Origin of the sequence: uncultured Bacteroides sp., from assembly GCF_949298305.1 — a bacterium.
GTDB lineage: Bacteria > Bacteroidota > Bacteroidia > Bacteroidales > Bacteroidaceae > Bacteroides.
Genome location: NZ_CASFWU010000036.1, coordinates 38,009 through 61,325, shown reverse-complemented (window position 1 = coordinate 61,325; position 23,317 = coordinate 38,009). Strand labels below are relative to the sequence as shown.

General features: G+C 56.5%; 16 protein-coding genes, 1 tRNA gene and 1 pseudogene. 9 read left to right on the top strand and 9 right to left on the bottom strand.

Translation table 11 applies throughout. The features are described 5' to 3' along the window. Positions 1–362: 362 nt before the first annotated feature. Positions 363–617: pseudogene (gene umuD / locus Q1Y74_RS06800) on the bottom strand (translesion error-prone DNA polymerase V autoproteolytic subunit); the annotation flags it as partial. Positions 618–620: 3 nt separating this feature from the next. On the opposite strand from umuD, the gene Q1Y74_RS06795 reads away from it, so the two are divergent. Beyond that, the gene (locus Q1Y74_RS06795) at positions 621–917 is read left to right on the top strand and encodes a hypothetical protein (RefSeq protein ID WP_300813189.1); all 297 of its coding nucleotides are present in this window, start codon (positions 621–623) and stop codon (positions 915–917) included. A 528-nt stretch (positions 918–1,445) separates the two neighbouring features. Here the strand turns inward: Q1Y74_RS06795 and Q1Y74_RS06790 are convergent. Next, positions 1,446–1,519: transfer RNA gene (locus Q1Y74_RS06790), tRNA-Ala, on the bottom strand. Between the two features lie 103 nt (positions 1,520–1,622). Between Q1Y74_RS06790 and Q1Y74_RS06785 the strand changes: the two genes are divergently transcribed. Genes Q1Y74_RS06785 through pulA form a run of 3 tightly spaced genes read left to right on the top strand, consistent with a single transcriptional unit; the run spans position 1,623 to position 4,518 of the window. Next, the gene (locus Q1Y74_RS06785; protein WP_300813199.1) at positions 1,623–1,928 is read left to right on the top strand and encodes a DUF4286 family protein; all 306 of its coding nucleotides are present in this window, start codon (positions 1,623–1,625) and stop codon (positions 1,926–1,928) included. Beyond that, positions 1,925–2,494, top strand: a complete 570-nt coding sequence (gene ruvC / locus Q1Y74_RS06780; protein ID WP_300813187.1) for a crossover junction endodeoxyribonuclease RuvC — start codon at positions 1,925–1,927, stop codon at positions 2,492–2,494. The genes Q1Y74_RS06785 and ruvC overlap by 4 nt, the downstream gene beginning before the upstream one ends. Positions 2,495–2,511: 17 nt before the next feature. Further along, complete coding sequence (gene pulA, locus Q1Y74_RS06775) at positions 2,512–4,518, top strand: type I pullulanase (RefSeq protein WP_300813185.1); 2,007 nt, start codon at positions 2,512–2,514, stop codon at positions 4,516–4,518. A 423-nt stretch (positions 4,519–4,941) separates the two neighbouring features. Here the strand turns inward: pulA and Q1Y74_RS06770 are convergent, their stop codons facing one another. Then, positions 4,942–7,497: a glycoside hydrolase family 2 protein gene (locus Q1Y74_RS06770; protein WP_300813197.1), complete on the bottom strand. Its 2,556-nt coding sequence runs from the start codon at positions 7,495–7,497 to the stop codon at positions 4,942–4,944. A gap of 468 nt (positions 7,498–7,965) precedes the next feature. Between Q1Y74_RS06770 and Q1Y74_RS06765 the strand changes: the two genes are divergently transcribed. Further along, positions 7,966–8,550 (top strand): hypothetical protein, encoded by a 585-nt coding sequence (locus Q1Y74_RS06765; protein ID WP_300813183.1) that lies wholly within the window; start codon positions 7,966–7,968, stop codon positions 8,548–8,550. Beyond that, positions 8,537–9,571, top strand: coding sequence for a serine/threonine-protein kinase (locus Q1Y74_RS06760; protein WP_300813181.1), 1,035 nt, complete (start codon positions 8,537–8,539; stop codon positions 9,569–9,571). Before Q1Y74_RS06765 ends, Q1Y74_RS06760 begins: the two co-directional genes overlap by 14 nt. A gap of 279 nt (positions 9,572–9,850) precedes the next feature. On the opposite strand, the gene Q1Y74_RS06755 is transcribed toward Q1Y74_RS06760, so the two are convergent. The 6 genes from Q1Y74_RS06755 to Q1Y74_RS06730 all read right to left on the bottom strand — a co-directional run bounded on the left by Q1Y74_RS06755 (position 9,851) and on the right by Q1Y74_RS06730 (position 19,853). Beyond that, a complete protein-coding gene (locus tag Q1Y74_RS06755) occupies positions 9,851–11,485 on the bottom strand; it encodes a leucine-rich repeat domain-containing protein (RefSeq protein ID WP_300813179.1) in 1,635 nt (544 codons plus the stop codon). A gap of 12 nt (positions 11,486–11,497) precedes the next feature. Further along, entirely contained in the window at positions 11,498–12,484 is a 987-nt protein-coding gene (locus Q1Y74_RS06750) for a hypothetical protein (RefSeq protein ID WP_300813177.1), read from the bottom strand. Further along, positions 12,481–14,322, bottom strand: coding sequence for a WG repeat-containing protein (locus Q1Y74_RS06745; protein ID WP_300813175.1), 1,842 nt, complete (start codon positions 14,320–14,322; stop codon positions 12,481–12,483). The genes Q1Y74_RS06750 and Q1Y74_RS06745 overlap by 4 nt, the downstream gene beginning before the upstream one ends. 186 nt (positions 14,323–14,508) lie before the next feature. Further along, positions 14,509–15,420: a fimbrillin family protein gene (locus Q1Y74_RS06740; protein ID WP_300813173.1), complete on the bottom strand. Its 912-nt coding sequence runs from the start codon at positions 15,418–15,420 to the stop codon at positions 14,509–14,511. 24 nt (positions 15,421–15,444) lie between these two features. Further along, complete coding sequence (locus Q1Y74_RS06735) at positions 15,445–18,900, bottom strand: leucine-rich repeat protein (protein ID WP_300813171.1); 3,456 nt, start codon at positions 18,898–18,900, stop codon at positions 15,445–15,447. A gap of 47 nt (positions 18,901–18,947) precedes the next feature. After that, positions 18,948–19,853, bottom strand: a complete 906-nt coding sequence (locus Q1Y74_RS06730) for a fimbrillin family protein (RefSeq protein WP_300813170.1) — start codon at positions 19,851–19,853, stop codon at positions 18,948–18,950. 391 nt (positions 19,854–20,244) lie between these two features. On the opposite strand from Q1Y74_RS06730, the gene pheS reads away from it, so the two are divergent. The 3 genes from pheS (at position 20,245) to nth (ending at position 23,258) form a co-directional block, all read left to right on the top strand. After that, positions 20,245–21,279 (top strand): phenylalanine--tRNA ligase subunit alpha, encoded by a 1,035-nt coding sequence (pheS, locus tag Q1Y74_RS06725; RefSeq protein ID WP_300813168.1) that lies wholly within the window; start codon positions 20,245–20,247, stop codon positions 21,277–21,279. Positions 21,280–21,390: 111 nt separating this feature from the next. Beyond that, on the top strand, positions 21,391–22,587 hold the full coding sequence (locus Q1Y74_RS06720; RefSeq protein WP_300813166.1) for an MFS transporter: 1,197 nt from the start codon (positions 21,391–21,393) through the stop codon (positions 22,585–22,587). Further along, positions 22,584–23,258 carry an endonuclease III gene (gene nth, locus Q1Y74_RS06715; protein WP_300813164.1) on the top strand — a complete coding sequence of 225 codons (675 nt, stop codon included), beginning with the start codon at positions 22,584–22,586 and terminating at the stop codon, positions 23,256–23,258. Before Q1Y74_RS06720 ends, nth begins: the two co-directional genes overlap by 4 nt. Positions 23,259–23,317: the final 59 nt, after the last annotated feature.

Below are 23,317 nucleotides of genomic sequence, written 5' to 3'. Positions count from 1 at the left end.
TTGTATATCAACACTTTATGTTTTCACCTACCACCTCCCCCTTCGGGTACTCCTCCTTCCTGAAGGAGGAGAGTTTCAGATACCCTTGTTTTGACACACCCTTGACCGTGTACACATACCCCCTGTTGCACGGGAGACAAGGTGTGCAATGCGTGTGTATTCGGGCAGGCTGACCCTGCCCCTACATGTATGCGGATGGTGTGAGTAGGAAACGCAGATGAACGCAGATAAAAATCTGTGGCCATCTGTCCCATCCGTGTCATCTGCGTGCCATGCCTTCACCACAGAGGACACGGAGTTGCAGTGACTCTCCTTCATGGCGTATGCATCTGGCGATGAAATGCGATGACAAACACATGTCGGGACGGTACCAGCCAAACGGTGTCGCCCTCGATGGACACCCGCTTGACGGTGAACTCCCCGTCCACGTAGCACACGGCCAGGTCGCCCTCTATCAGTTCCAGGGACTTGTCAATGACCAGGATGTCGCCTTCCTCGATGCCTTCGTCCCTCATCGAGTCACCGACCACCCGACCGTAGAACGTGCTGGACGGATGCCTGATAAGCTCCTTGTTCAGGTCGATGGCCTGCTCCATATAGTCCTGGGCAGGCGACGGAATTTGGAGGAAGGATACCCCGATGACTTTGCAGGCGTTTCCCTGCGAATAGACGGGAAAGAAACCGTCATCCGGATAAACAATGACAGCCAGCTATATTGTCAGGCAGAATTCAGCAACAGCCTCTCTGACCAGGAACGCCTCATTGCAGGTTCATCGCTCCTGCAACTGGCAGACCTGTTGCCACGCAAGAACCCGACTTGCGTTTGGCGTTATTTCGACATCCATGACTACGATGGCGTCTACCGTTGTTTCCTGAGAGTTGTTGACAGATGCCTGACACTGGCCGACCGGACATGAGACAGCAGGCACGGAATTGCACGGATGTTCGCGGATTATGTTTCGGCTCAGCCCGACTTGAATTCTTTAGTGAAAAATATCGGTGAATGAAGAATGATGAATGATGAATGGTAAATGATGAATGGTAAATGGTTAATAAATTCTTCATTAGCTTCGCTCAAAACCTCTTTTGATATTTTTTACTAAGGAATAGTCTTCATTTCCAAAGATTCTTCATTTTCTTGTTAACTCCTGCAAGTTTGTCCTCACTTATTTTCAATTCGCACTTGCGAAACCTGAGATGAATTATACTGAGGTGTAGAGACGCAAAATTTTGCGTCTCCTCCCGTGCGCAATCTCTCTCTCCAATGGGCAAACATTGGATGTGACGGAGACGCAAAATTTTGCGTCTCTACAACGCCGGGAGACATTACCCACCAAACAAGCGACTGGGGCCATCTACACACGGTGCCTTACGCTGACCCGCTTCCGGACCGATACATAAAAAGAAAGCCCGCTGAAAAATCAGCGGGCCATATAGAAAACAGGTGGAGCATAGCGGACTCGAACCGCTCACCTCGACACTGCCAGTGTCGCGCTCTAGCCAGATGAGCTAATACCCCTTTTTAAAACGTTTGCGAACGCTTGTCTTATTTTGACGGTGCAAATATAATGCATTATTCTGAAATAATTGCTATGTTTGCGAAATAAAATATGAAAAAAGTTATGTTGATTTATAATACGACCTATCATGTAGAGGAATCGGAGGACAAATATTTCCTGATTTGGATGCAGGAATACTACCTGCCGGAGGTTGAGAAACAGGGAGTTCTGCATGCTCCACGCATAACCCGTATCTTGAGCCACCGCGAAGAAGGAAGCATCTGCTACTCCGTGCAATTTGAAGTGGAGAATTCGGCCCAACTCCACCAATGGCATCGAGAACAAGGGGTCAAACTGAATGAAGAGTTGCTCAAACTGTTCAAGGACAAGGTGGTGGGATTTCCCACCCTAATGGAGGTTATCGTGTGATTCAGCCGGTCAAAGAGAAAATAATCTTAGGTATAGACCCCGGTACCACCATCATGGGATATGGAGTGCTGCGGGTGTCGGGCGTCAAGCCGGAACTGGTTGCCATGGGCATCATTGACCTGCGCAAGTACGGCGACCACTACCTGAAGCTGCGCCACATCCACGAGCGGGTGTTGAGCATCATTGAAAGCTACCTGCCCGACGAACTGGCCATCGAGGGCCCCTTCTTCGGGAAGAACGTGCAGTCCATGCTGAAGCTGGGACGGGCACAGGGCGTGGCCATGGCAGCGGCACTGAGCCGGGACATCCCCATCACCGAGTACGCGCCCCTCAAAATCAAGATGGCCATCACGGGCAACGGACAGGCCTCGAAAGAGCAGGTGGCGGACATGCTGCAGCGGATGCTGCACTTCGACAAGCGGGAGATGCCCACGTTCATGGATGCCACCGACGGACTGGCGGCAGCCTACTGCCACTACCTGCAAATGGGGCGTCCCGTCGCCGAGAAAGGGTATCACAGCTGGAAGGACTTCATAGCCAAGAACCCGGACAAAGTAAGTAAATAACATTAAACCAAGATATCATGAAACTGAATGACTTAGCCATTGTAGGTGTGACCGTTTCGACAGTCGTAAGCTGCGCACCGGCCAAGCAGGAGTACAGCTCCTATGAACTTTATCCTGTCCGCTCGGGCAACCTGACCGAGATGGAATATACGCCGACAGTCACCCGCTTCACCTTGTGGGCACCTACCGCCGACGAGGTGCGCCTGATGCTGTTTGAAGCCGGCGAAGGCGGACACGCCTACGAAACCGTCAGCATGGAGCCTGCGGAAGAAGGCACCTGGAAAACTGAAATCAAGAAAGACCTGAAAGGCAAGTTCTACACCTTCAACGTGAAGATAGGCGACAAGTGGCAGGGTGACACGCCGGGCATCAACGCCAAGGCCGTGGGTGTGAACGGCAAACGGGCAGCCATCATCGACATGGCGGCCACCAATCCCGAGGGATGGGCCGAGGACAAGCGCCCGGCCCTGAAGAGCCCGGCCGACGTCATCATCTACGAGATGCACCACCGCGACTTCTCCGTCGCCCCCTCGTCCGGCATCGAGCACAAGGGAAAATTCCTGGCCATGACCGAGACCGGAACCCGCTCGCCCGAAGGACTGGCCACGGGCATTGACCACCTGAAGGAGCTGGGCGTGACACACGTACACATCCTGCCCTCGTATGACTACGCATCCGTAGACGAGACCAAACTGGACGAAAACAAATACAACTGGGGGTACGACCCGCAGAACTACAACGTGCCGGACGGCTCCTACTCCACCGACCCCTACAACCCCGAAACCCGCATCCGCGAATTCAAGCAGATGGTGCAGGCCCTGCACAAGGCGGGCATCCGCGTGGTGCTGGACGTGGTGTACAACCACACGTTCAACACCTCCGAAAGCAACTTCGAGCGCACCGTGCCCGGCTACTTCTACCGCCAGAACGCGGACGGCAGCCTGGCCAACGGCTCGGCCTGCGGCAACGAGACGGCCAGCAACCGGCCCATGATGCGCAAGTACATGGTTGAATCGGTGCTGCACTGGGTGAACGAATACCACATCGACGGCTTCCGCTTTGACCTGATGGGCATCCACGACATCACCACCATGAACGAGATACGCAAAGCCGTATCGGCCGTAGACCCCACCATCTTCATCTACGGTGAAGGATGGGCCGCCTCTGCACCGCAGATGCCCGAAGACTCCCTGGCCATGAAGGCCAACACCCACCGCATGCCCGGCATCGCCGCCTTCTCCGACGAGATGCGCGACGCCCTGCGCGGCCCCTTCAACGACAATGCTCAGGGCGCCTTCCTGGCCGGCATTCCCGGCGGGGAAGAAAGCATCAAGTTCGGCATTGCCGGTGCCGTGAAGCATCCGCAGGTGGACAACGACTCCGTGAACTACAGCAAACAGGCCTGGGCCGGACAGCCTACGCAGATGATAAGCTACGTGTCCTGCCACGACGACATGTGCCTCGTAGACCGCCTGAAAGCCAGCATACCGGGCATCAAGCCCGACGAACTGGCCCGGCTGGACAAGCTGGCGCAGACGGCCGTCTTCACCTCGCAGGGCGTGCCCTTCATCTATGCCGGCGAGGAGGTGATGCGCGACAAGAAGGGAGTTCACAACAGCTACCAGAGCCCGGACTCCGTCAACGCCATCGACTGGAAACGCAAGGCGGAGCACGCCGACGTGTTCGCCTACTATAAAGGACTGATTCAGTTGCGCAAGAACCATCCCGCCTTCCGCCTGGGCGACGCCGACCTGGTGCGCAAACATCTGGAGTTCCTGCCGGTGACGGGCAGCAACGTGGTGGCCTACCGCCTGAAGGACAATGCCGGCGGCGACGTATGGCGGGACATCATCGTGGTGCTGAACGCACGCAAGGAAGCGGCCCGGGTGAGCGTGCCCGAAGGCAAATATACGGTGGTGTGCAAGGACGGAACCATCAACGAGAAGGGGCTGGGGAATATATACGGCACGGAAATCAGCGTACCGGCACAGTCGGCCCTGATTTGTTACAATGTGGCAAGGTGACAATGTGGCAATGGGGACCCTGCGGCGGGGTACGACGGACCACAGATGACACGGATTGAGACGGATGCAAGGTGTGTCAAATAGGCACGGATTACACGGAAATTCGCGGATTGTCCTTCTTCTTTCTCCGTGTTATCCGCGTAATCCGTGCCTAAAAAGCCACAAGATGTCAGCCACTTTTGGTTTTGACACACCTTCCATCTTTGTATAGGGACACACCACGCACGCGATAAGGTGCGCACCACGCACGCGGTAAGGTGCGCACCACGCACGTGGTAAGGTGCGCACCACGCACGTGGTAAGGTGCGCGGCACGCACGCGGCAATGCGCACACCACGCGCACGGCAATGCGCACGACACGCGCACATCTATAAACCAATGGATAGCCCTCCGATGAAGGCCTGTGAGCAGAGCCGGCGTCCCCTACCGTCCTTCCTTCTTCTCTCCCAACTGCCAGATGCGGATGGAGGCGTCTCCGTCTTTCTTCAGCTGGCCGGAGGTGACGGTCACCTTCCTGGTCTCGCCGGGCAGCAGGTCGAAGAAGTTGTCGGTGTAGGCGACTCCCTGCACGGGGATTTCGATGAAGACATCGCGTGCCAGCTGCCCGGAGGAGAGGGTCAGCTCGTACTTGCCATCCATTTTCTTCACCTTGCAGCGGATGTCCGCCTCGGGCAAGTCCTGGTCCTTGGCGTGATTGAAGTAGTAGACCTCCTCGGAGAGCGGGCGGCCGGACTTGTCCTTCAGGGTCATCAGCAGGAACGTGTTCCTCGGGCTCACGGCCCAGTCGGCATAGGCCTTCCTGACGTAGAGGGCGGAGGCGTTGGCGGGGACATCGCCCTTCACGTCCTCTTTGCGCAATACCTTTCCGCCGAAGTCCATCAGGCGCAGCTGCAGGGTGGCATCCTTGTACGCCTCCAGGCAGTCGGACATGACGTACATGCAGAGGTCGTCCCCCTCACGCACCGCGTCCACCAGCACCGGGGCGAAGGCCCGCCGCGCCTGGTAGTGCAGCGCCTTCCAGTTGCCGTAGTAGTCGATGCCCGACCAGGAGACCACGGGCCAGCTGTCGTTCAGCTGCCAGTAGAGCGTGCCCATGCAGTAGGGACGGTGACGGCGATGGGCCTCGATGCCGCGACGCACGCCCATGCCCTGCAACACCAGTCCCATGTAGACCAGGCGGCCGAAGTCCTCGGGCACGTTGTAGTAGAGCGCCATGGTTTTCTTTATCAGCGCGTTGCCGATGGATGCCTTCTGGTGGGCATTCATCACGTCGGACTCCAGCGCGTAGTCCTCGGGGGCGGCAAAGGTGGCGATGGTCTTCATCTCGGGGAAGGCCTGGAAGCCGAACTCGCTCATGAAGCGGGGTATCTCCTCGTCCAGGCTCTCAAAGGGCTTCTGCCCGTACCAGATGCCCCAGTTGTGGCTGTCGGCAATCTTCCAGCTCTCGGGCCGTCCCCAGTTGGCCTCGTAGGGCGAGCCGTGCATGTAGAAGCGGCCGGCGTCCCACCGCTCCACACAGGCGGGCAGCAGCTCGCGGAACAGTTTGTCGTAGCCCCGCTTCATGGCGTCGATGACACCGTTGGCGGCATATTTCTTGCGCCAACCCCAGTAGCGGATGCCTTCGTATATCTCGTTGTTGCCGCACCACATGGCCAGGCTGGCGTGGTTGCGCAGGCGCTTGATGTTGTAGGCGGCCTCCGCCTCGACGCGCTTCAGGAACGTGGGGTCCGAAGGATAGGTGGTGCAGGCAAAGATGAAGTCCTGCCAGATGAGGATGCCGTTCTCGTCGGCCTCGCGGTAGAAGGCATCGTCCTCGTAGATGCCCCCACCCCACACGCGCAGCATGTTCATGTTGGCCCGCTTCACGTCGGCAAAGAGCCGGCGGTAGCGCTCGGGGGTGACCCTCGGGAGCAGGGCGTCGTGGGGAATGAAGTTGGCACCCTTGGCAAACAGGGGCTTGCCGTTCACCACGAAATAGAACGACTCGCCCGCCTCGTCCTTCTCCTTCACCACCTCGACGGTGCGGAAGCCGATGCGCTCCTGCCGTCCGGCCACCACCCGGCCGCCGACCTTCACCCGCACCTCGAAGTCGTAGAGGGCGGGGATGCCCCAGCCGTTGGGCATCCAGAGGTGGGGAGCCTGTACCTCCAGCGGAAGGACAACCTCATGGCTTCCGGCCGCCAGCGTTATTTCCTTATTGACCACGGCCTTCTCCTCGCCCTTGTAGCTGCACACGACCGTCACCTCGGCCTGCCGGGGAGTGCCGGCAGGGACGCCTTCCAGCTCCAGGCGGTTCTCCACCCTTGCCACCTGGGGCGACACCGCAAGCTGGCGGACGTGGAAGTCGGCGATGCGGGCGGCGTCGTAGAAGGTGAGCGTCACCGGACGCCAGATGCCGCTGGTGGCCAGACGGATGCCCCAGTCCCAGCCGTAGCTGTAAGGAGCCTTGCGGCTGAACACGCTGACGCGCGTGTCACTGTGGTCGTTGTCGGCGGGATAGACAAAGCCGTTCGTCTCCCACTGGGGCAGCGTCTGCCTGATGGGCGAATGGAACACCACCTGCAAGCGGTTCTCGCCCCGGCGCAGCACGTCCCTTACCGGCAGGGTGTAGCCCACAAACATGTTGTCCGTGCGCTCCAGCAATGCGCCGTTCAGGTAGATGTCGGCATACGTGTCCAGCCCCTCGAACGCCAGCACGGCGGCGTCGCGCGCAAGCTGCTCGTCGGTGACGTTGAAGGTGGTGCGATAGGCCCAATCCTCGTTCTCCACCCACTGCACCTTCTGCTCGTTCATCCCGTAGAACGGGTCGGGCAGTTTGCCGTGGTCCATCAGGTCCTGGTGTACGGTGCCGGGGACGGTGGCCGCCAGCCACTCTCCGCTGCCTGCCTGCGAGAATTCCCATCCCTTGTCCAGCCGCAGCGTCTCGGCATTTCTGTAATCCTTGGCCGCGAGCAGCAGGGGAAGCAGCCCCAGCAGCATCAGCCATCCTTTCCGTGTCTTCATATTTCCATATATGCTATTAAGGTTAAACATCCATACGGGTACAACGGACAAAAGTAACATTATCTGACTACTTTACCCAATTTTAAGCGGATGTTTTTGGGGGAAGGGCGACAATAAATGTCTGCACCTGTCATCCCGACAGGCGCAGACCCACTGATTATGAAATTGGAAATTTATTGTTTTTTTCAGCATAGAGATTCTATGATGAACAAAAGCAAACGTATAACGCAGCCCAGAACCGTTTGTTCACCGCTGAGACCTCCTAACAGGAAGGCTTTAGGATTTTTTCTGTTTTGGAAAAGGGAGACGGACATCCGCACCTCCCCCGTCGGCTTCCGCCGCCCCGCCCAGGAGATGCCCCGCCCGGATTGTGAATAGTCGCGAAAAGCCTTGGCGTTTGCCGGATAATTCCCTATATTTGTCCATCCAAAAAGACTGGTACGAATGAACATCTACAAACCGGAAATTGCAGAATTGCTGTTGCAAGTAGAAAAGGCATACAAGAAGCCGTTGCAGACTTCTACTGACTTTGACGAGTTTTCCTTTTACCTGAAGAGCCGTGTGCACGAGGCTGTCTCCACCTCTACCCTGAAACGCCTGTGGGGGTACGTGAACGACACCCACCAGCCGCGCATGCAGACGTTGGACGTCCTGGCCCGCTACGTGGGGCACAACAGTTTCAAGCAGTTCTGCACCTGGCTGAAGAACAGCACGGCCTACAACTCCTCCTTCTTCTCCGCCCACCAGATTCTGGCCCGCGAATTGCAGCCCGGCTCGGAACTGGAAGTAGGCTGGTCGCCCAACCGCTACCTGCGCCTGCGCTACGAAGGCAGCGGCCTGTTTGAGGTGCAGGAGTCCAAGCAATCCAAACTGCTGGCGGGCGACCGCTTCGAGGCCGTCTCTTTCCTGATGGGGCAACCGCTTTTCCTGCCATACGTCCTGCGCAACGGGGTCAGGCTCTCGCCTTTCATCGCAGGGCGCAACGGCGGATTGACTTTAGTAAACGGACTGGCAGATGGCAGACAATGACGTTTCGTCCGGCTTTATCCATGTAGACACTCAGTCCGGCGAACTGAGCTTCTCCAACCTCAGCGAGATTTATGTCTCCTTTTCCGGTTACGCGCGCCTGTTCCGATGCCAGCGGTACAACAGGCTGCACATACTGAAGGCGCTGAAGCCTTCGTACATAGGCAACCCCTTCTACGAGCAGGCGCTGCGCAAGGAGTTTGACATAGGCTACCAACTGGAACATCCCCACATCTGCCGTGCCTTGGGCTGGGAAACCCTGCCCGAGCTGGGGCATTGCATCGTGCTGGAATACATTGACGGGGCGACGTTGAGAGAACTGATGGCACAGGGGAGGCTGACGGCCGCACTGGCCCGCAAGCTGATTGCGGAACTGTGCGACGCGCTGAACTACCTGCACGGGAAACAGGTCGTGCATCGGGATTTGAAGCCGGAGAACATCCTGGTGACCCACAACGGGAGCAACATCAAGCTGATAGACTTCGGCCTGTCGGACAGCGACGACTACGAGGTGCTGAAGATGCCGGCCGGAACCCGCTATTACCTGGCCCCGGAAGCGCTGAAGCCGGGCCAACTGCCCGACTTGAGGGCCGACATCTATTCGCTGGGAATCCTGACAGGAGAAATGGCCGAGCTGTTAAAGGACAAGAAACTGGCGGCCCTCTCACGCAAGTGTACCCGCCGCAAGCCGGAGGACCGCTACCCTTCGGCCCCGGAGGTGGTGAAGGCCCTGCACCGGATGGATTCGGCCCGCCAACTTTATCAACGGATAGCGGCAGCCTGCGCCGGCCTGTTGCTCCTGACGGGAGGGTATCTTCTCTGGAAAACAGGGACGGGGCCCGATTCCGTTACGTCACTTCCGGTTTACGGCAACTATGCCCTGCCGGAACCGTGCTGGAGATACTGGGAAGAGGACACCGTGTCTGCCGGAAGACAGGAGGTGCTTGACGAAGCGTTTCCCCTCCCCGTCCAGCGGCAGTCGGCCATGTACACCCGATACAAGGACCTGACGCTGCGCCAGTGAGCACGAGCCACCGTGCAAGCTCCGTCCGCCATGCTTGTTCCGTCCGTCCACCATGCAAGCTCCGTCCGTCCACCATGCAAGCTCCGTCCGCGTACCGTGCAAGCTCCGTCCGCGCAGGATGCTTGTACGAAGTAAAGGGGGACAAAACGAAGTGACGGTATCCGGACCCGCCTTCTTCAGGAAGGAGGAGAATCTCAGATGCCTTTGTTTTGACACACCTCCCAAAGCCGAAAGCGGACGGCCTTTTGTTATTGTCTTCATTTGACACTCCTCCCCCCCTTATTCTTCCACCATGTTCTTGAACTGCCCCCAGACCTTGTGGTTGCGGTAGACGGACTTGCTGCCTGCGGGGATGTGGAGCGTACACTGCCCGAACAGGAACTCGGCACCGCCGAACGTTTCTTCCCGGCAGGACGGCGGAAAGTCCGCATTCCGGACGTACAGGTGCCGCAATGCGCCGCAACCCTCGAAGCAATACTCTGACAGATAGCCCGTTCCGGCTCCCAGCGAAATACGGTCCAGCCGGCTGCATCCCTGGAAGCATCCGTAGGGGAGGATTTCCACGTTGTCAGGAATATCCATCGACGTAATCTGTGAGCCAGCAAAAGCCTCCCGGCCGATTGCGGCGAGGGAAGCCGGCAGCACAATCTGCGCAAGGCCGGCATTGCGGAAAGCATAGTCGCCGACGCTCTCTACCGCAGAGGGCACCCGGAACTCCGTGCCATCTTTACTTTCCGGGAACCAGAGCAACGAAGTCCCTTCTTTATCGTATAGCACCCCGGCCGCACAGCTGAGGGTCAGGCTTTCTGCGGGAACGATGATGGCCGACAAGCCGGAGCATCCGGCCGAAGGGGCAAACTGCCGGATGAGCGGTGAAAGGCAGAGCGTGTCCAGTGCAGAGCAGTTCTCGAACGCATTTGCTTCGACAACGGCCGTCGTGGCAGGCAGTGTCAGGTGCCGCAGGCTCAGGCATCCCGAAAACATCCCGCGGCTCAGGATGTCGGCTTCCGTATATCGGCTCCCGTCGTAGCTTTGTCCGCCCGCCACGATGGAGGCGTCGTTCAGGTTCAAGGTGTGCAACTGTCCGGGAGTGGTTGCACCGTCAATGTCCGTTCCCATCATCTCGCGAAGGCAGCGGATGTCCGTACCGTTCAGCGGGCCTGCAATGTTGAGGGTGCTGAACCGGTATTTCTCTTCTTGCCCGATGGCCTCGCCCAGCGTACCGGCTTCGGTCAGGATGACGGCCTCGCCGGTGCGGAAGCGGTAGACTTCGCTCCGGGTCTCGCCGACGGCATTGGCGGCACAGGCCTGTATGCAGTAGTCCGTTTCCATCTCCAGCCCGCCGATACGGGCGCGGAAGCTGCCGTCTTCGCCCTTCTGGACATCTGCCGCAAGCTCTTCGGAGTGGTTCCCCTCCTTCCAATAACAGAATCCGGTGGCGGTAATCTCCTCCCCGCCGTTGTCCAGGATATGATACTCCAGGGTGATGCTGACAGGCCCCTGGTTCAACAGGCTGACCCCGCTGATGACGGGCGGTATATTGGGCCGGGTGACAAAGCTCCTTACTTCGCTGCGGACCATGTCGTATTCGTTTCCCGCCTCCAGGCAATAGTAATGGCGGACACCGGCCCGGAGTCCGGTCAGGCTGGCGGAGACCTGCCGCTCTTCCGGCGCACAGGCAACAAGCCGCTCCATCTCCTCCGTTTCGCCATAACGGAACCGGATGCGGCTGACAAGGCCCTCTCCGTTGGGCGTGACTTCTCCGTGCAGTACGGCACCGGTGCGGGTGACGTCTACGGCCTCATCCAAACGGACGGAGGGAGGCAAATTCAAGGGTTTCTCCCGCTCTTCGCAGGCGGCGGCCAACATTCCTATCAACAGCAGGCCTATCAGGTATTGATGAAAATGTTTCATGGTCAATGTCTATTAGAAATGGATGCCAAAACCGATGGAGGCTTCCCAGTACTTGCCCCGGATGGTCATCACTCCGGCCGAGAGGGCTGTGCGCGAGAAACGGTAGAGGCAGCCGGCTTCGGCGCAGAGGCCCCGTGAAGAGTAGTCCGTGTTGCGGAGCAGAGTACCGTCGTTCTGCTCCCAGGCCACGTCGTGCCTGCCGTAGCCGATGCCTTCGTACAGGCACAGCTCGCCGACCACCCGGTGGATGCCTCCGGCCATGGCCATCCAACGGCCTTCTTCCGTACGGCCCGTATAGTAGGGAGCGCCGGCAGAGCCTGCGGGGACACCGTTGCGGTCGCATTCGCCCCGGGTGTCGGGCATGGAGCGGAAGTCTTTCTGGAACAGAAGGTAAGCGCCGTGCCGCCGCATGACTCCCACACGGAGGCCGGCAGAGGGGCCGTCGGCGCTGAGACCGGCATTGAGCAGGGCCAGGCGGTGCCACCGCTCGAGCGGACGGTAAATGCGCGGCGGACGGGAGGAGGGCAGGCTTTCCGGCCGGTGGCAGGCGGTGTCGGGCAGACAGGGACGGTTCTCAAGCTCCGGCATTTCTACGGAATACTGATAGCCCAGCGGCGGGGTGAGCACCAGCTCGTAGGTCATGCGCGACTCCAGCGCCTGGGGGAAGCGATAGTCGCGCAAGACGCCCCACTGCGGATGCTTGACGGTCAGCAGGATGCTGCCTTTGGGCAGGTAAAGCCAGATTTCGCCCACATCGTTTTTGCGTTTGACGATGCCCAAGGGAGAGGAAAAGGCAAAGTCCTTGTCGCCGACGACCTTCAGCAGGGCACAGACTTCGTCGTTGAGGTCGCGGACGGGGTCTATGTAGGCGGTTATGTCGTAGGGCAGCACGCGGAATGAGCGTACGGTGAATTCCTGGGCCTTTATGTGGCAGGCAGGCCACAGGCACAGGACGACCAGCAGTAGCTTGAATGACAGGAAAGGCGTTGTCGGTTTCATTGCAGGTTGAAATTGCTGATGTTGAATATTTCGTTCTCGGGTATCGGGGTATGGTCGGGCTGCATACGGGGCTGCCAGGTGCGGACATGAATCTCGGGAGCCGTCTCATCCCGGAAGTCCCACAGCAGGAAGAGGTAGCCGTCGTCCGAATAGAGGTCGGACCGGTATTGCTGCCTGAGGCTGACCCCATAGATGCCGGGGAGTGTGGGGTGGCGCATGATGTGGAAGTTGCTGAACTCCAAATCGATGGTCCGGTTGGCTTGGAACACCTGCTTCAGCCGTTCCAGATACTGGCGCTTGCTCTTGATGTTGTAGACCACCTGTGCGGGCGGCAGGTAGCCGCTTTCTTTCTCAGGAGCGGTGTGTACGACCGTGCCTACGACAATCAGCGCGTTCTCACTGAACAGCTGCTCCAGGAAATCGATGTCCTTGGTGGTGTAGGAAGTGCGCAGGTGTTCCACATAGTTCAATATCATCTGCCGGTTGGCCGCATCTTTCTCTTCCAGCCGGCCGGAGACCACCTTGACCGCTTCCTGATAGAAAGGATGCTGTCTGCCTATCTTGCTCCAGTCTTTCCTTTCGATGCTGCGGGAAGACTTTGCCGGCACTGCTGTGGAGGGCTGATTCCTGACCGCAGCTTCTGCGGCGTCTTTGCCGGGTTCGTCTGCCGTCTGGGCTACAGCCGTGCCAACCGCCGGTCCAGCATCCTCATCCGGCCCCATCCAGAAACGCTGCGGACAGAGACGGCTGGCCGTCGGGTCTTCGGCTATGCCGGCACACCGGGAGTTCTCGAGGACATTCCCCCGGCGGTCTATCAACATGGATTCTCCCTTCCGCCGTGCCACTGCAAAGCCTCCCTGGTAGTAATGCCCGATAGAGTCAAACTGGAAACCGCAGAGCAGTGTTCCGGCAGCATCGGCTATCGCCCAAAGATTTCCCTTACTCAGCGCAACCCGTCCGGGGCCTGCCACGGACAGCTTTTCATACACCGGAGGGATTGTCATCGTTCCCTCACGGTCAATGAGTCCGTATCTGCCGGCCGTGCAAACAACGGCCAATCCCCATTGGAACCTTGAAGCCCGCTGTATATCTTCCGCCAGATAGAGGATGGGGATGCCCTGCATGTCGAGAAAACCGATGTGGCAAGAATGCAGTTTCCGGAACAGGAGCCTTTCGTCTGCCGGCCGGGTATCGAGCAAAGCGTCGGACAGCTGTATGCTTGCTCTGACTTTGCCGTCTTTGTCTATGAGCTGATAACCGGTTTCGCCCTGACTGTTGGCATTTCCGACCAGCACCCTTCCATCGTTGAAATCGTAAGCCTGGTCGTAGACGGGAGGAATGATTATTCTTCCCCGGGTATCCATGTATCCATATTTACCGTTGGCTGTTGCAAAGAGAGCCCTTCCCTCGCTGAAGTTGTGCAGCATCACAATGTTGTATTGCGGGTATTGGGCGGTCGAGGCTATTTCGTTGCCCTGTTTGTCAATAAGCTGCAAAGGAGAACCGGCAAACTCCTGAGCAGGTGCGACATCCTCGAAGAAATGTCCGATGCTTGCAAAACCGCGCTGGCAGACAGGACGCGCCGGATTCCCGATGCTGTAAAGGTACAGCCTGCCGTTCTCGTCAGCCATGCTGAACATGCCTCCCACAACGGCCGACGGACGCCGTTCCAGACATCCGGAAGGTATCAGGATGGAACCGTCGGTCGAAATCAGTCCCCATGACTGGTCCAGATTGTTGCAAAAAGGGAGTGCCTCGGTCACATCGTCGTGCGCAGAACGGCAGGCTGACAGACAAACGGCACAGAGCCCTAAAAAGAACAGCAGAATCGGCTTCATATTTCGGTTGTTTACAGTGTTGCAAAGATAACTTAAAATGAGATGCCTTCCCTCCTTTCCCTATAAAAAATAAGGAAAGCAGGAAGGCATCTGTCCCACCAGTTAATATCCCAGTTTTCAGCAATGTCTATTGACGCTCATTTGAATGTAATTGTCTGTTAGAGTACGGGTGGGTAAAGATAGCGGCTATTCATCCCAGTTTTCCAACTCGCCGCCTACCTCAATCTTAATCTGTTCGGGATTCTTGGAAACAACCAATTGGACTGAGTGCTGGATGCCTTGCTTGAATACAAACTTGCTCTCATACAGATAGGACACGCCTTTCATGATGACCTCGACCAAAGGCTGGCGGTTGTCCAGGCGTTGGGGAACAATGATGGCGCTGTAAGTGTGGTTGCCCATGCTCAGGGCGCGTATGCTCTGGCGGGTACCATACGGATTGCGTGTCACGATTCCCACACTCAGGTCTATCGTTGCCTCGGGCACCGTGTTGTGTATGTACACCTCGGCATCGGCGGGCATTTCGCCTTCAAAGTCCTCGCCTTTCACCAGACGGATGAGCATGCGGCTCATGCGGTGGGCGAACTGCAGGCTGACTGGTGCATCGCCGGCGCTTGCCCCCATTTGGCAGGCCCACAGGAAATCGCTGGCCTCGTAGCCGCCTAACCGGTCGGCGGAACCCGGGTCGTTCTGGTCGAGCGAAACGCTGAACGGCAGGTTGTCTACCGAAGATACCGAATTCATCCGGGGATAATATGCGTAGATGTCATAGCTTCCGCCGTCCCAATAGACCGGACGGTCGGGAGTCCATTCAGAGCCGTTGAAGGTCAGCGCCGCATTGTTCACATAGTTGCCGGAGACCTCGAGCGGCGCGTCCTGCCGGCTGATGAAGAGTCCCACACGGTCGCCGTTCTCAAAAGCGGTTGAGGTTACCCGGCTTGTTGCGCCGGCCGCTTCGCGGGGATGCAGTACATTGAACGTCATCAGGCCGTTGCCGCCGGCTTCGTCCAGGGGTGTGCCGTTGTCACCGCATCCGCTTCCCACTGCCAGCAGGATGGCCAGCAGTCCGGAATGTATGATATGTAGTCTTTTGTTCATAACAATTAATTTATTAAGCGTTCGTTATCTGTTGTCCAGCGGGCCGCCTTTGTGAATCTTCGGCGGAAGCTGGAAGTTGTGTACACTGCTTCCGGTGTAGCGCAGGTTGTCGAAACTGCGTGTCAGGACATCGCTGCTCACCACGTCATTGGCCTTGAAATCCTCGTAGGTGAAGGTCTCGCCTGCATATTGCTTGATGCGTTTCACGATGGCCATGCGGCTGACGGTGCTGTAATAGGGAATGTCGTTGTTCATACAGCTGTTCTGTTCCGAACGGAATACGCCGCGGCTGTGCATGTAACCGCCTTCGAAGATGTCGACAAAGTCGCTGTATTTCTCATCGAATATCAGCTGGCTCCAGGGCACTTCGTTCATCTTGCCGGTGAGCGACAGGTTCTCGTACCAGCCCAGCGATTTGGCTATGTTGAACTCATAGACATGTCCGCAGCAAGTACATGTACAGAAGTCGATGAACTCATTGTGGTAGATGTACTCGTCGCCCAGTTTGCCGAAGCCATGTCCGCCTGCCTCGTGCTGGATGACGCCGCGCGTGTCGAGCGGATAGCCATACGTGCTGAGCGGGCAGAAAGCGATGGCCGAACCGTCTTCCCACATCTGGCAGATGCCGCCGTAGTCGGTACTGTTGGGCACCATGATGATGAGCGATTCCTTCAGATTGTCTTTCGTCACAGTAGGCATATTCAGCGCATAGTCAAAGACAGCATCGTAGTCGCACCTCAACCCTACGCCGCCCGTATAGGTTGTCTCAAACTTGGCGTAGCGGATGGTGTTGATGGTGCCGATCCCCGTTTCGGGCGAGACGGCAATGGCCGTGTAGACGTTGAAGTAGTCGCGGTAGCTCTTGTACGGCTCGATGCCGAAGAAGTTCTCCACCTGGTCCTGCATGTCTTTCATGTATTTGCCTTCGGAGATGTCCTTGGCATCGTATCCGTCGCCCAGGAACACCAGGTTAATGCCTCCCCTGCTGCCTCTGCTTGCCGTTTGCAGGGTAATGATTTCGTTTTCGGCATGCGTGTAGTCGTATTGCGACACGGAACACTTGTGCACGGGGCTGCCCGATGCCATCTGATGGATGGTCAGCGTCACTTCGGTTTTCTTGCTGCCCTCGTTCTGCGAAAGCGAGCACCAGTCGGGTTTGCTTTCTACTATCCAGTCCCCTTCCGCATCGACAATCAGCGTGCGGGTACACTCGGTATTGATGGCGTTGGCTATGCTGGGCCGGCATACCAGTTCACGATGGGCGGCAATGCGCTTGAAATCGCACCACCCCGATGCTGCCTGGTATTGCTGAATGGCGCTTTCGGGCACTTCGAGGGTGAAGTTGTCTTTGACTACACCGTCGAAGGCTCCAGACTGGACATAAGGAGGTGTGGAACCTTTGCAGACAATGCTGCCAATTCCGAAACAATCCTGAAATGCACCGCTACCAACACTTTCCAAACCTACAGGGAAGTTTATGCTTTCAATACTGCGGCAACCGTAAAAAGCTTCTTGTCCTATGCTTATGACATCTTGCGGAAAATCCAGTGTACCCATCATGCGCCATGATGATCCATCAATGGCAGAACCAAAAGCGTTGTTGCCAATGGTACGTAGTTTTTCAGGTAATTTAAGTTCGCCAGAAAAATCGCATCCGGCGAAAACGTAGTTACTTAGTACAACTAAATCTTTGGGTAGATGTATCTCACCTTTGAAATGTGCTCCTCGGAAAGCGTATTCTCCTATTGTGATTATACCGTCGTGCAGGGTTAGGGTACCATCCAGACTGCCGCAATATTCAAAAGCATTGTTGGGAATAGAGGTTACACCTTGTGGAATGGTTAGACTGCCGGAAATATTGCGGCATTCTCGGAATACAAAATTTCCCATTTTTGTCAGTTTGTCAGGTAAGCGCAATTCCCCATATAGGTTTTTACATCCTTCAAATGCATTACCCAATATACATTCTACCCCTGACGGAAAGGCCAACTGACAGGTGAAACCGCAATACGCAAACGTACCACCATACCACCAAAGTTCTTCACCTCGGCCGATATATTTTAAAGTGGTTGGCAAGTTAAGGCTGCCTGTCATATTTTTACATTGGTAGAATGCACCCACTTCGATTTCGGTTACTCCTTCGGGTATGTTCAAGGTTCCAGTCAGATTCTGACAGTCGGCAAAAGCTGCAATACCTATTTTGGTCAATTTATCAGGTAATACCAAGTTCAGCAAAGAGGCCTTATACCTCATAGCCTCGTAAGGCATTTCGTAATCGTTGTGGGGATAGTTGCCTGGAATTCCTCCCGTCAAAGTTTGTTCTCCTCCACGAATGATTACTTCCTTTAAATTTAGTGACTGCAGCACATCCATCGAATCGCGCATGAAGTAGAAGTCCTGTGAGTTTATCTCGCCCGTAATCTTCAGGTTCTGCAACTTCCGGTAGTCTTTTCCTGCCGCCGTGATAGAGTCCTTCAGATGTCCGGCTGTGGAGTTGATGACGATGTATTCCTTCATGGTGGCGTCGTGCGACACGTCGTCGTTCTCCCAGGCGGTGATGGATTCGCCTGCCAGCTTGAAGGTGAATTCGCCTGTCGCCTCCTTTTTGTTCACCTGAATGGTGAAGTTGTGCATCTTGCCGCTGACGTAGGTGAAGGCCTCGTCTTTACTGAAGTTGTAGACTGTTCCGTTTACAGTGATGGTGAACAACGTTGTACCGGCCGAAACGGTCTGAGGTACTACGATGGCACGGAACACATCGTCCTTCACGTAGGGGATGATGCCTGTGGGGCTTACCTCGCCTGTGGCGCTGACACTTCCGTCGGCCAGATTGATGACAGCCTTCTGCATGGTATTCTTAACCAGCACCTGCTTTTCGAGCGACGTCCATTCTCCTTGGGCAAATCCTTCCCCCTCGGCCAGTGTCACACGGGGGCTGCTCATACGGTGGCGCATGGGCAGGCGGATGACCTTGTCGGTGGGAGCCACATCGGCCGCCTTGCCCCAGAGGAAGTCGCTGGCTTCGTAGCCGCCCATTTCGTTGACGGTAGTCGTTGTGGACTGGTCTTTCTGTACCTCGAAAGGATAGGCGTTCACGTCTTCGGGCGAACTGAAGGGATAGTAGCCATAAACGTCGATGTGAGTGTGTCCGTCTTTCCAATATACATCGTAGGCCGAGTTCCATTTATAGGCAGCCTCGTCGAAGGTGTGTTTGACATTGTTGCCACGGTTGCCGCTGTTCTGCAGAGTGCCCGGCGTAGAGCCCTGATAGTCTACAATGTAGACACCCATTACGTCGCCGTCGCAGAACCCGTTGTCGTTGACACGGGTCACGGCCACCTGTTCTATCTCGCCCGCCAGAACGATGGGGCGGGCGCTGTTTCCTTGTGCTCCGTTCGGACCGAAAGAGTCGTCGGTGCATGCCGTCACTGATGCGACCAGCATCAGCATGGCCAGACTTCTGAAGATGGGATTTTTCATATCTTGCGCTTGTTATGGATTGGTTTTATTTGACCGTTTCTACGGGTTCACTCTGCAACGCCACCGTTGTCCGTGCCGTCATCTTCCCACTGGCCGATGTCGACGTTGATGCCGCTGCCGGTCTTTCTCACGGTAATCGTGAAGATATGTCTCTTTCCGCTTACAAAAGTGAAGCCTTTCTTCAGGTTGAAATCATTTCCGTCGATGTTGACCGTAATGAAATCGGCCGCTTCGGGAAGGGTCTGCGGAACCACCAGCGCCTTGAACTCATTGTTCGTGCCACGCAGGAACGAGATGCCGCCGGCGTCACTCCCCGCCTTCACGGTTCCGTCGGCCAAGTTGATGCTTGCCTGGCAACTGGCACGGTTCAGCTTTACGCTGATGACCGACTGGGCAAGCCCTTCGTCAGTAAACCCATTGCCTGCCGCCACCTTGACGATGGCGCAGCTGAAGAGGTGGTTCAGCGTGATGCCTACGGCGCTCTCGGTGGGGGCTACGCGGGCAGCCTTTCCCCACAGGAAATCGCTGGCCTTGTAATTGGCTTCGCTGCTCTGGTCGGCCATTGTCTCAAACGGACAGGCGGCGATGTCGGCCGGAGCGTTGAGATAGGGATAGTAGCAATAGAAATCGGCGGGAGTCGTTTCGTCCTTCCAGTAAAGGGGAACGTCGGGTGTCCAGGTGCCGTCGTAGGTGAACGCCGTGTTGTCCGCATGGTTGCCTGTCGGCTGTAGCGTGCCGGCCGTCCCGTTGTCGTAGTTCACCACGTAGAGTCCGATGCGGTCGCCTTTCTCGAAACCGCTGTCAGTGGCACGTACAACGCTGTTGATGCCGCAATTGAGGGTAATAGGGATGCGTACAGGTTCGGGGTCGGGAACGTCTTCATGTCCCGACGAACAACCGAGGGCAAACAGCGCAAGCAGCACCGGGCAGATTTGTTTGTAGCAATAATTCATAGCATTATCTTTTTTTATGAATGTTTCAGACGTTTTGCATGTAAAGCATCACAAATATAGGAAGTCCTGAAATAACAAACAAGTCCATAATGGTTCACAGACCCAAGCGGCAGGCATTCCAAAGACTATCGAATGACTATTCCAAAGATTATCGAATAGGTATTCCAAAGACCATCGAATAGGTATTCCAAAGGCTATCGAATGGATATTCCAAAGGCTATCGAATGGATATTCCAAAGGCATTGGAAGAAAAAACATGACATACCTGCCATCAAAAAGCAGGAATAAAAAAGCTGACGGACAAACAAAGCAGGAAAATGGAACCGCATATCCTGAGAAAATTGTATCTTTGTCGCGTTTTAACACAGAAAATCCAAAAGACAACAACGATATGATAGCTAAAATCGAACAGCTTCTGCACGAAGTGGAAGCCATGACAGCCAGTAACGCCGATGAACTGGAGGCGTTGCGCATCAAATACCTCAGCAAGAAGGGAGCCATCAACGAACTGATGGCCGACTTCCGCAACGTGCCCGCCGAACAGAAAAAGGAAGTGGGCATGAAACTGAACGAGCTGAAGAACAAGGCTCAGGAAAAGATTGCCGCCCTGAAGGAACAGTTTGAAGGACAGGACAGCGGTTGCGACGACCTGGACCTGACACGCTCGGCCTATCCGCTGGAACTGGGCACACGCCACCCGCTCTCCATCGTAAAGAACGAAATCATCGACATCTTTGCCCGCATGGGGTTCAACATTGCCGACGGCCCCGAAGTGGAGGACGACCTGCACGTATATACCAAGCTGAACTTTGCCGCCGACCATCCGGCCCGCGACATGCAGGACACGTTCTTTGTGGACGTGAACAATGACGACGTGACCAAGAACATCATCCTGCGCTCGCACACCAGCTCCGTACAGGTGCGCACCATGGAGCACACACAGCCGCCCATCCGCATCATCTGCCCGGGCCGCGTCTACCGCAACGAAGCCATCAGCTACCGTGCCCACTGCTTCTTCCACCAGGTGGAGGCGCTGTATGTGGACAAAGGCGTATCGTTCACCGACCTGAAGCAGGTGCTGCTGCTCTTCGCCCAGGAAATGTTCGGCAGCGAGACGAAAATCCGCCTGCGCCCGTCGTACTTCCCCTTCACCGAACCCAGCGCCGAAATGGACATCAGCTGCAACATCTGCGGCGGCAAGGGATGCCCCTTCTGCAAAGGCACCGGATGGGTGGAAATCCTGGGTTGCGGCATGGTAGACCCCAACGTGCTGGACGCCTGCGGCATAGACAGCAAGGTGTACAGCGGATATGCGCTGGGCATGGGCATTGAGCGCATCACCAACCTGAAGTATCAGGTGAAGGACCTGCGCATGTTCTCCGAAAACGACACCCGCTTCCTGAAAGAGTTTGAAGCGGCGTATTGATTATTTAGCGGTAAGCGGTCAGTGGTCAGTGGTGAGTATCCGTCCGGATGGATGCTGGCTGCCAACCACTGGCCGCTTACCTTTTGGTACAACCCATCAATCTTCCGTTCAGTGAAAGACAAACTTGTCACTCCCAGCTACTGCTTCATCCTGGCGGCCAACTTCCTGCTCTACTTCGGCTTCTGGCTGATGATGCCAGTACTTCCTTTCTACCTGACCGAAGTATTCGAAGCAGACAAAATCACGATGGGCCTGGTCCTGTCGTGCTACACCATTGCCGCGCTGTGCATACGCCCCTTCTCGGGCTACCTGCTCGACACTTTTGCCCGCAAGCCCCTCTACCTGCTGGCCTACTTCATTTTTACCGCCATCTTTGGCGGCTATCTGCTGGCCGGCACACTGGCCCTGTTCATCGCCTTCCGCATCGTCCACGGCGTATCGTTCGGCATGGTGACGGTGGGCGGCAACACGGTGGTCATCGACATCATGCCTTCGTCGCGCCGTGGCGAGGGACTGGGCTACTACGGGCTGGCCAATAACATAGCCATGTCCATCGGCCCCATGGCCGGATTGTTTCTCCACGATGCAGGCATCGGCTACACGCTGATATTCTGCTGCTCGCTGGGTTCGTGTCTGGCCGGGCTCCTGTGCGCTTCGCTGGTCAAGACGCCCTACAAGCCGCCCGTAAAGCGCGACCCCATCTCGCTGGACCGCTTCATCCTGCTGAAAGGCATCCCCGCCGGAATCAGCCTGCTGCTGCTCTCCATCCCCTACGGCATGACGACCAACTACGTGGCCATGTATGCCCGCCAGATTGACATCGACGCCTCCACGGGTTTCTTCTTCACCTTCATGGCCCTGGGCATGGCGGTGTCGCGCCTGTTCTCGGGCAAGCTGGTAGACCGTGGCAAGATTACACAGGTCATCTCGGCCGGTCTGGTTCTTGTGGTGTTCAGTTTCTTCCTGCTCGCCTCGTGCGTCTACATCATCCAGTGGAACAGCCACGTCTGTACGGTGGTATTCTTCAGCATCGCCCTGCTGCTGGGCATTGGTTTCGGCACCATGTTTCCGGCCTACAACACGGTATTTGTCAATCTGGCTCCCAACAGCCAACGGGGTACCGCCACCTCCACCTACCTGACCTCGTGGGACGTGGGCATCGGCATCGGCATGCTGGCAGGAGGCTACATCGCTGAAATCAGCACCTTCGACAAGGCCTACCTCTTCGGTGCCTGCCTCACGGTAGTCTCCATGCTCTATTTCAACCTGAAAGTGGCTCCCCACTACCACAAAAACAAACTGCGATGAGAAAAAAAGAACGATACGAAAAGATTCTGGCGTGGTTCCGCGCGAACCGCCCCGTGGCCGAGACGGAACTGCACTACGGCAGCCCGTTCGAGTTGCTGATAGCCGTCATCCTCTCGGCCCAGTGCACGGACAAGCGGGTGAACCAGATTACTCCCCCACTCTTCCGAGACTTCCCCACACCCGAGGCGCTGGCTGCTACCACCCCCGAGGTTGTGTTTGAATACATCCGCAGCGTCTCCTACCCCAACAACAAGGCCAAACACCTGGTAGGCATGGCCCAGATGCTGGTCGAAAACTTCAACAGCCAGGTGCCCGATACGCTGGAAGAGCTGGTCAGACTGCCGGGCGTAGGACGCAAGACAGCCAACGTCATCCAATCCGTCGTGTTCAACAAGGCCGCCATGGCAGTCGATACCCACGTATTCCGTGTCAGCCACCGCTTGGGATTGGTTTCCGACCGCTGCACCACCCCGCTGAGTGTGGAAAAGGAACTGATGAAGAACATTCCCGAGGCCGACATACCCATTGCCCACCACTGGCTCATCCTGCACGGACGCTATGTCTGCCAGGCACGTACGCCGCAATGTGACACCTGTGGTTTGCAATTGCTGTGCAAATACTACTGCCAAACCTACAAAGTAAACCAAGAATGCAGCAAGAGCCACGAATAAAACACACTTTTCATTACAGAGAAAGAAAATAAATACTAACTTTGCAGCAAAACAGATGA

Excerpts from the sequence above, each read along its gene's own strand:
- Q1Y74_RS06730 (WP_300813170.1), bottom strand. The coding sequence starts at position 19,853 with ATGAATTATTGCTACAAACAAATCTGCCCGGTGCTGCTTGCGCTGTTT.
- Q1Y74_RS06735 (WP_300813171.1), bottom strand. The coding sequence starts at position 18,900 with ATGAAAAATCCCATCTTCAGAAGTCTGGCCATGCTGATGCTGGTCGCA.
- Q1Y74_RS06760 (WP_300813181.1), top strand. The coding sequence starts at position 8,537 with ATGGCAGACAATGACGTTTCGTCCGGCTTTATCCATGTAGACACTCAG.
- Q1Y74_RS06745 (WP_300813175.1), bottom strand. The coding sequence starts at position 14,322 with ATGAAGCCGATTCTGCTGTTCTTTTTAGGGCTCTGTGCCGTTTGTCTG.
- nth (WP_300813164.1), top strand. The coding sequence starts at position 22,584 with ATGAGAAAAAAAGAACGATACGAAAAGATTCTGGCGTGGTTCCGCGCG.
- Q1Y74_RS06765 (WP_300813183.1), top strand. The coding sequence starts at position 7,966 with ATGAACATCTACAAACCGGAAATTGCAGAATTGCTGTTGCAAGTAGAA.
- pheS (WP_300813168.1), top strand. The coding sequence starts at position 20,245 with ATGATAGCTAAAATCGAACAGCTTCTGCACGAAGTGGAAGCCATGACA.
- Q1Y74_RS06785 (WP_300813199.1), top strand. The coding sequence starts at position 1,623 with ATGTTGATTTATAATACGACCTATCATGTAGAGGAATCGGAGGACAAA.
- Q1Y74_RS06770 (WP_300813197.1), bottom strand. The coding sequence starts at position 7,497 with ATGCTGCTGGGGCTGCTTCCCCTGCTGCTCGCGGCCAAGGATTACAGA.
- Q1Y74_RS06750 (WP_300813177.1), bottom strand. The coding sequence starts at position 12,484 with ATGAAACCGACAACGCCTTTCCTGTCATTCAAGCTACTGCTGGTCGTC.
- Q1Y74_RS06740 (WP_300813173.1), bottom strand. The coding sequence starts at position 15,420 with ATGAACAAAAGACTACATATCATACATTCCGGACTGCTGGCCATCCTG.
- Q1Y74_RS06755 (WP_300813179.1), bottom strand. The coding sequence starts at position 11,485 with ATGAAACATTTTCATCAATACCTGATAGGCCTGCTGTTGATAGGAATG.
- pulA (WP_300813185.1), top strand. The coding sequence starts at position 2,512 with ATGAAACTGAATGACTTAGCCATTGTAGGTGTGACCGTTTCGACAGTC.